Genomic DNA, 6254 nt, shown 5'->3' on the forward strand with positions numbered 1-6254 from the left:
AAAAGGGAGAACCCTATTTTTATGACCTGCTAAAGCCTTTGGCCGCTGTGGATAATCTAGCCCCTGAAGATTTTATCGACTGGGGATCCGAGGAGCAGTACCAGAAGGCGATAGGTATTGGGGAGTGCGCAGGCGTAGTAATCGATTTAGTGGCGACATTGCTGTATGAAAGTGAAGAGAAAATACTCAACGCGATTTCCACCCTTCATGAGGAAAAATGGGCCGCTAGTATTTACCATTCGTATTCGGCAATGGTAAATGCGGCAAAAGCCCTATTGACCACAGAAAAAACAAAGACAAATACCCACACCAGTATCATCAATGATTTTGATGAAATTTTCATTGCATCAAATAAAATAGAACTAGGCCAGGCCTTTGCCGAAATAGTTTTACAGATCAATAAAAATGAACCTACCCCTGATTTCGCAAAACAGTATTTAAAAGATGCCCAGGATTTCCTTGAAAGTGTTGAGGCGTATAGAAAAATGGATTTGATAAATGTATAGACAGCCTAAATTAACCGTAGTTGGCGCCGGACCCGGTGATGTGGATTTGATTACCATAAAGGGGGTCAAGGTTCTGGCCAATGCCGATGTAGTGCTTTATGACGCTTTGGTCGACGACACCTTATTGGACTATGCGCCCAATGCGGAGCACATTTTTGTCGGGAAACGAAGAGGGTGTTATGCCTATCAACAAGATCAAATCAATGAGTTGATCGTGGGCAGGGCCTATAGTCATGGGCATGTAGTCCGTTTAAAAGGGGGCGACCCCTTCGTGTTTGGGCGAGGTGCTGAGGAAATGGAATATGCTGCAGCCCATGGTTTGGAAGTTGCTATGGTTCCCGGTGTTTCATCAGCGGTATCCGTACCCGCTTCGCAACACATTCCGGTTACCAAAAGAGGGTCTGCCGAGAGTTTTTGGGTAATTACAGGTACGACAAAGGAACATAAACTATCGAAGGATGTCCATTTGGCGGCAAAGTCAAATGCCACCGTCGTCATTCTTATGGGAATGGGAAAATTATCGGCCATCGTTGAGCTTTTCAAGAAAGAAGGTAAAGAAGAAACGGCGATAGCCATTATTCAAAATGGCACTCGGGAAAATGAAAAAGTCGGGGTAGGCACCATAGCTTCCATTGAAAAATTGGTCAAAAAGAAGGACTTGAAAAATCCGGCCATAATCATCATTGGTGATGTGGTAAAACATCGGGAAAGGATTCTGGACCTGAAAGATCTTCGAGACCTTGCAGGTCATCCAAAATACGTCAAGCAATACGATGTACTGAACATGCCGAAGTATGTTGCAAAGTCTATGTTGAACGCCAGCTTTTCTCGGGCGCTGTAGTCGAAACAAAGGCGGCCTCCTTGTAGGTCTAAACCAAACAAATGTCAAGTCATGACAGAGCGAAACAATCTATATCCCATATTCTTGAAAACTTCCAATCTTCATATTTTGATTGTAGGTGGAGGTAATGTGGCTGAGGAAAAACTCACGTTCCTGACCAAATCAAGTCCCGATGCCAATGTCGTGATGGTCTCCCCGAAATTTGGTAAGGACACCTTGGAATTGGCCGGGAAACACAAGGTTCAATTGATTTCCGATGTGTACCATAAGAAATACCTTAAAGGAATGCACATGGTCATTGCAACCACCGATGTACCGAGCGTGAACATACAGGTTTATGAGGATTGCAGAGTTATGGATAAATTGGTCAATGTAGCCGATAATCCCCCTTATTGTGATTTTTATATGGGTGGCATCGTAACGAAAGGCAATGTTAAGGTGGCAATTTCGACCAATGGTAAATCACCGACCACGGCCAAAAGATTACGTCAATTTTTTGAGGAAGTCATTCCGGAAGACATCGATCAAATGGTACTCAATTTAAATTCCTATCGAAAGACCATAAAAGGAAACTTTAGCCAGAAGGTTGAAAAAATGAATGAAGTGACCCAAATGCTCTTGACCACAAAAGCGAAAATGGGTAATGAATAGCCTAAAACTAGGGTTATTCCTTGTTTAAGAACAAACTGTACCGTTTATTTGCAGTGAGTTCATTAGTGCGTTGAAATTGTTATCAAGAAAGGCGGAGGGACTAGACCCGATGAAACCTTGGCAACCCTTTTCCAAAAGCCATCGGGGATAAGAAGGTGCTACATTCTATCATGCCTAAGCGTGAAAGATAACCCCCGTTGAAAGACAGCTGTCTTTTCCTTTTCCTTGATCGATAATTAGTTGGGCGTTACCATTTCCTTAGATGTAAATGGTCGGGCTTTACGCTGAATTTTTTGGTAACACCTACAAGGTTTTAAAAACCTTGCAGGAGTCAAAATAGATGCCTCTGCAATCACTAAAGTAAGAATGTAACTAAACTAAAAATTGTGATAAACTGAATATGAAGGACATTAAGAGCATATTAAAAGATCGGATTTTGGTCTTGGACGGCGCCATGGGTACCATGCTGCAGCGGTATAAATTCACCGAAGCTGATTTCCGCGGGGAACGCTTTAAGGAATGGCACAGTCCCTTACAAGGGAACAATGACCTTCTATCGCTTACGCAGCCCGAGGCCATTGCCACCATACATGGAAAATACCTTGAGGCTGGGGCCGATATCATTGAGACCAATACATTTTCAGGGACAACGGTGGCCATGGCCGATTACCATATGGAGGATTTGGTCTATGAGCTTAATTTTGAGTCCGCCAGAATCGCAAGAAAAGTGGCTGATGAATTTACGGCCAAAGACCCAAAAAAACCAAGGTTTGTTGCCGGGAGTATCGGCCCCACCAATAAAACAGCAAGTATGTCGCCAGATGTCAATGACCCTGGGTTTAGGGCAATTTCCTTTGATGAATTGCGGTTGGCCTATAAACAACAGGTCGAGGCCTTGGTCGATGGGGGAGTGGATATGCTGTTGGTAGAAACCATTTTCGATACCCTGAACGCAAAAGCAGCATTATTCGCCATTGAGGAGGTCAAAGAGGAACGAAATATGGATGTTCCGATTATGGTCAGTGGTACCATTACCGATGCCTCCGGGCGAACCTTGTCCGGACAAACGGCGGAGGCATTCTTAATTTCCATATCCCATATCCCCATTCTTTCGGTTGGCTTCAATTGTGCCCTAGGGGCAAGCCAATTGGTGCCACATTTGGAGGTTTTATCCTCAAAAACCGATTTTCCGGTTTCGGCCCACCCGAATGCCGGTCTGCCGAATGCCTTTGGGGAGTACGATGAATCCCCAACGCAAATGGCAGCACAGATAAAGGAGTATCTGGAAAAAGGACTGGTGAATATTGTGGGAGGTTGTTGTGGTACCACTCCGGAACATATTAAAGCAATGGCTGAATTGGTCAAGCATTATAAACCCAGAAAGTTGATGGTTGAAAGTTTATAGTTGATTGATATGGAATATACTGAATTGGAAGTGTGGAAAGAATCCAGAGTTCTGGTAAATATACTTTATGAAATTACAGGAAAATTTCCCAAAGAAGAAATGTACAGTTTAACGAGCCAAATGAGGAGATCTGCAATTTCAATACCCTCTAATATTGCAGAGGGTTGTGGACGAAGAACATCTGCCGATACAATACAATTTTTACACATTGCTAGAGGTTCTTTATATGAGTTGGAAACACAAATATATTTGGCCTTAGACCAAGATTATTTGAATAAGGAAGGTTTTGAAAGTCTACAAGAACAGATGGTAAATTGCAAAAAATTACTCAATGGATTTATCAATTATTACAAAAACAATACGCGATGATAAATGATGAATCCAACATACCATCAACTATCAACCATCAACTATCAACCAGATATTTAAAACTGAGCGGTCTAGAACCCTTGGTAGTAACCCCTGAGAGCAATTTCATTAACGTGGGGGAACGTACCAATGTAGCAGGATCGAAGAAATTTCTTCGGCTAATAAAAGAAGAAAAATTTGAAGAGGCCTTGGATGTCGCCCGACATCAAGTGGAAGGTGGCGCCCAGATCATCGATATCAATATGGATGATGGACTAATAGATGGTAAAGAGGCCATGGTTACGTTCTTGAACCTGGTCATGGCCGAACCCGATATCGCTCGGGTACCCATAATGATCGATAGTTCAAAATGGGAAATTATCGAAGCCGGGCTACAGGTAGTACAGGGCAAATCGGTGGTGAATTCCATAAGTCTTAAGGAAGGTAAGGAACAATTCGTCCATCAGGCTAAGTTGATCAAACGGTATGGCGCTGCGGTAATCGTAATGGCTTTTGACGAGACGGGCCAGGCAGATAATTATGATCGAAGGGTTGAAATTGCCAAACGATCTTATGATATTCTGGTGAATGAAGTGCATTTCGCCCCGGAGGATATAATATTCGATTTAAATGTATTTCCAGTGGCTACGGGTATGGAGGAGCATAGAAGAAATGCGCTCGACTTCATTGAAGCCACCAAATGGGTGAGGGAGAATCTCCCGTATTGCAGTGTTAGCGGTGGGGTTAGTAATGTCTCCTTTAGTTTCAGGGGCAATAATCCGGTAAGGGAGGCCATGCATTCCGTATTCCTATACCATGCCATTAAGGCTGGGATGAATATAGGTATCGTAAACCCAACTATGTTAGAGGTCTATGATGATATTCCAAAGGATTTATTGGAGCGTGTTGAGGATGTAATTCTTGACCGAAGGGATGATGCCACCGAGCGATTACTTGATATTGCGGAATCGGTGGTAGGAAAAGCAAAGGAGAGTAAAGTGGATCTTTCATGGCGTGAGGAACCACTTCAAAATCGAATAACCAGGGCCTTGGTAAAGGGTATCGACCAATATATCGTTGAGGATGTTGAAGCCGCAAGGAAAAGTGTCAGTAAGCCGATTGAGGTCATTGAAGGCCACCTGATGACTGGAATGAATGTTGTGGGTGACTTGTTCGGAAGCGGAAAGATGTTCTTGCCACAAGTCGTGAAATCGGCCCGGGTGATGAAAAAAGCGGTAGCATATTTACTGCCGTTCATTGAAGAAGAGAAATTGTTGAACCCACAGGTGGGAGACACTGAAGGGGCAGGAAAAATTCTGATGGCCACTGTGAAGGGGGATGTACACGATATCGGAAAAAATATAGTGAGTGTGGTATTGGCCTGTAACAATTATGAAATTTTTGATTTAGGGGTGATGGTGCCTCCAGAAAAAATAATCGAAGCTGCCAAAAAAGAAAAAGTCGACATTATTGGCTTGAGCGGCTTGATTACGCCGTCCTTGGATGAAATGGTGTTTTTGGCAAAGGAAATGGAACGCCAAGATTTCAAGGTCCCTTTGTTGATTGGTGGTGCCACCACCAGTAAGGCCCATACGGCGGTAAAAATAGAACCCCAATATCAAAATACCGTGGTTCACGTAAATGATGCTTCCAGGGCGGTGACCGTCGTTGGCAATTTGCTTCAAAAAGAAACATCGGATGCCTATAAGCAATCCATAAAATCGGATTATGAAACGTTCCGCACAAAATTCAAGAACCGGGCCCAACATAAAGAATACAGTTCCATAACAGCAGCAAGGGACAATAAGTTTCGGATTGATTGGAGTACCACCGAAATCGTACCACCTACTGCGTTGGGAATACAGGTTATCGAAGATATGGATGTTGGTAAATTGGTGCCTTTTATAGATTGGACACCCTTTTTTAGAAGTTGGGAGCTCCACGGCAAGTACCCGGCAATACTAACTGATACCGTCGTTGGTGCGCAGGCAACAGAATTATTTTCGGATGCCCAAGAAATGTTGAAAAAAGTCGTAGAGAACAAATTGTTGAGGGCAAAGGGCATTTTTGGCTTATTTAAGGCCAATACGATACAGGAGGATGATATTGAAATAGAAGTCGAAAGTAAAAAGTTTGTTTTCCGTACGTTGCGACAACAGTTGAAAAAGAGGGAAGGAGTGCCTAATTTAGCCTTGTCCGATTTTATAGCGCCAAAGGATCAAGGACTCCAGGATTATATGGGTTGTTTTTGTGTAAGCACCGGGTTTGGCACTGACGAATTGGCCGTAGAATATCAAAAGAACCATGATGATTACAATGCTATTTTAATCAAGGCATTGGCGGATCGATTGGCGGAGGCCTTTGCGGAATATCTGCATAAGGAAGTCCGTATAAAACATTGGGGCTATGCAAAGGATGAACAGTTGGCCAACGAAGAACTGATTAAGGAGTCTTATAAAGGAATCCGTCCTGCGCCAGGTTATCCGGCATGTCCGGACCATTT

General features: G+C 43.3%; 6 protein-coding genes and 1 riboswitch. All 6 genes read left to right on the forward strand.

Features of this window, described 5'->3' with window-relative positions; translation table 11 throughout:
• The coding region (locus WBM98_RS05450; protein ID WP_424365018.1) for a HEPN domain-containing protein at positions 1 to 506 on the forward strand (506 nt) is incomplete at its 5' end.
• Positions 499 to 1347 (forward strand): uroporphyrinogen-III C-methyltransferase, encoded by an 849-nt coding sequence (cobA, locus tag WBM98_RS05455; protein ID WP_424365019.1) that lies wholly within the window; start codon positions 499 to 501, stop codon positions 1345 to 1347. The genes WBM98_RS05450 and cobA, both read left to right, overlap by 8 nt.
• Positions 1348 to 1398: 51 nt before the next feature.
• Positions 1399 to 1998 carry a precorrin-2 dehydrogenase/sirohydrochlorin ferrochelatase family protein gene (locus WBM98_RS05460; RefSeq protein WP_424365020.1) on the forward strand — a complete coding sequence of 200 codons (600 nt, stop codon included), beginning with the start codon at positions 1399 to 1401 and terminating at the stop codon, positions 1996 to 1998.
• Positions 1999 to 2074: 76 nt separating this feature from the next.
• A riboswitch (SAM riboswitch) is annotated at positions 2075 to 2192 on the forward strand.
• Between the two features lie 206 nt (positions 2193 to 2398).
• The gene (locus WBM98_RS05465) at positions 2399 to 3403 is read left to right on the forward strand and encodes a homocysteine S-methyltransferase family protein (protein ID WP_424365021.1); all 1005 of its coding nucleotides are present in this window, start codon (positions 2399 to 2401) and stop codon (positions 3401 to 3403) included.
• Positions 3404 to 3412: 9 nt separating this feature from the next.
• Positions 3413 to 3772, forward strand: a complete 360-nt coding sequence (locus WBM98_RS05470) for a four helix bundle protein (protein WP_424365022.1) — start codon at positions 3413 to 3415, stop codon at positions 3770 to 3772.
• A partial coding sequence (gene metH, locus WBM98_RS05475) for a methionine synthase (RefSeq protein ID WP_424365023.1) occupies positions 3769 to 6254 on the forward strand: 2486 nt, incomplete at its 3' end. The genes WBM98_RS05470 and metH, both read left to right, overlap by 4 nt.

The organism is Maribacter sp. (genome assembly GCF_049667165.1).
Classification (GTDB): Bacteria; Bacteroidota; Bacteroidia; order Flavobacteriales; family Flavobacteriaceae; genus Maribacter_A.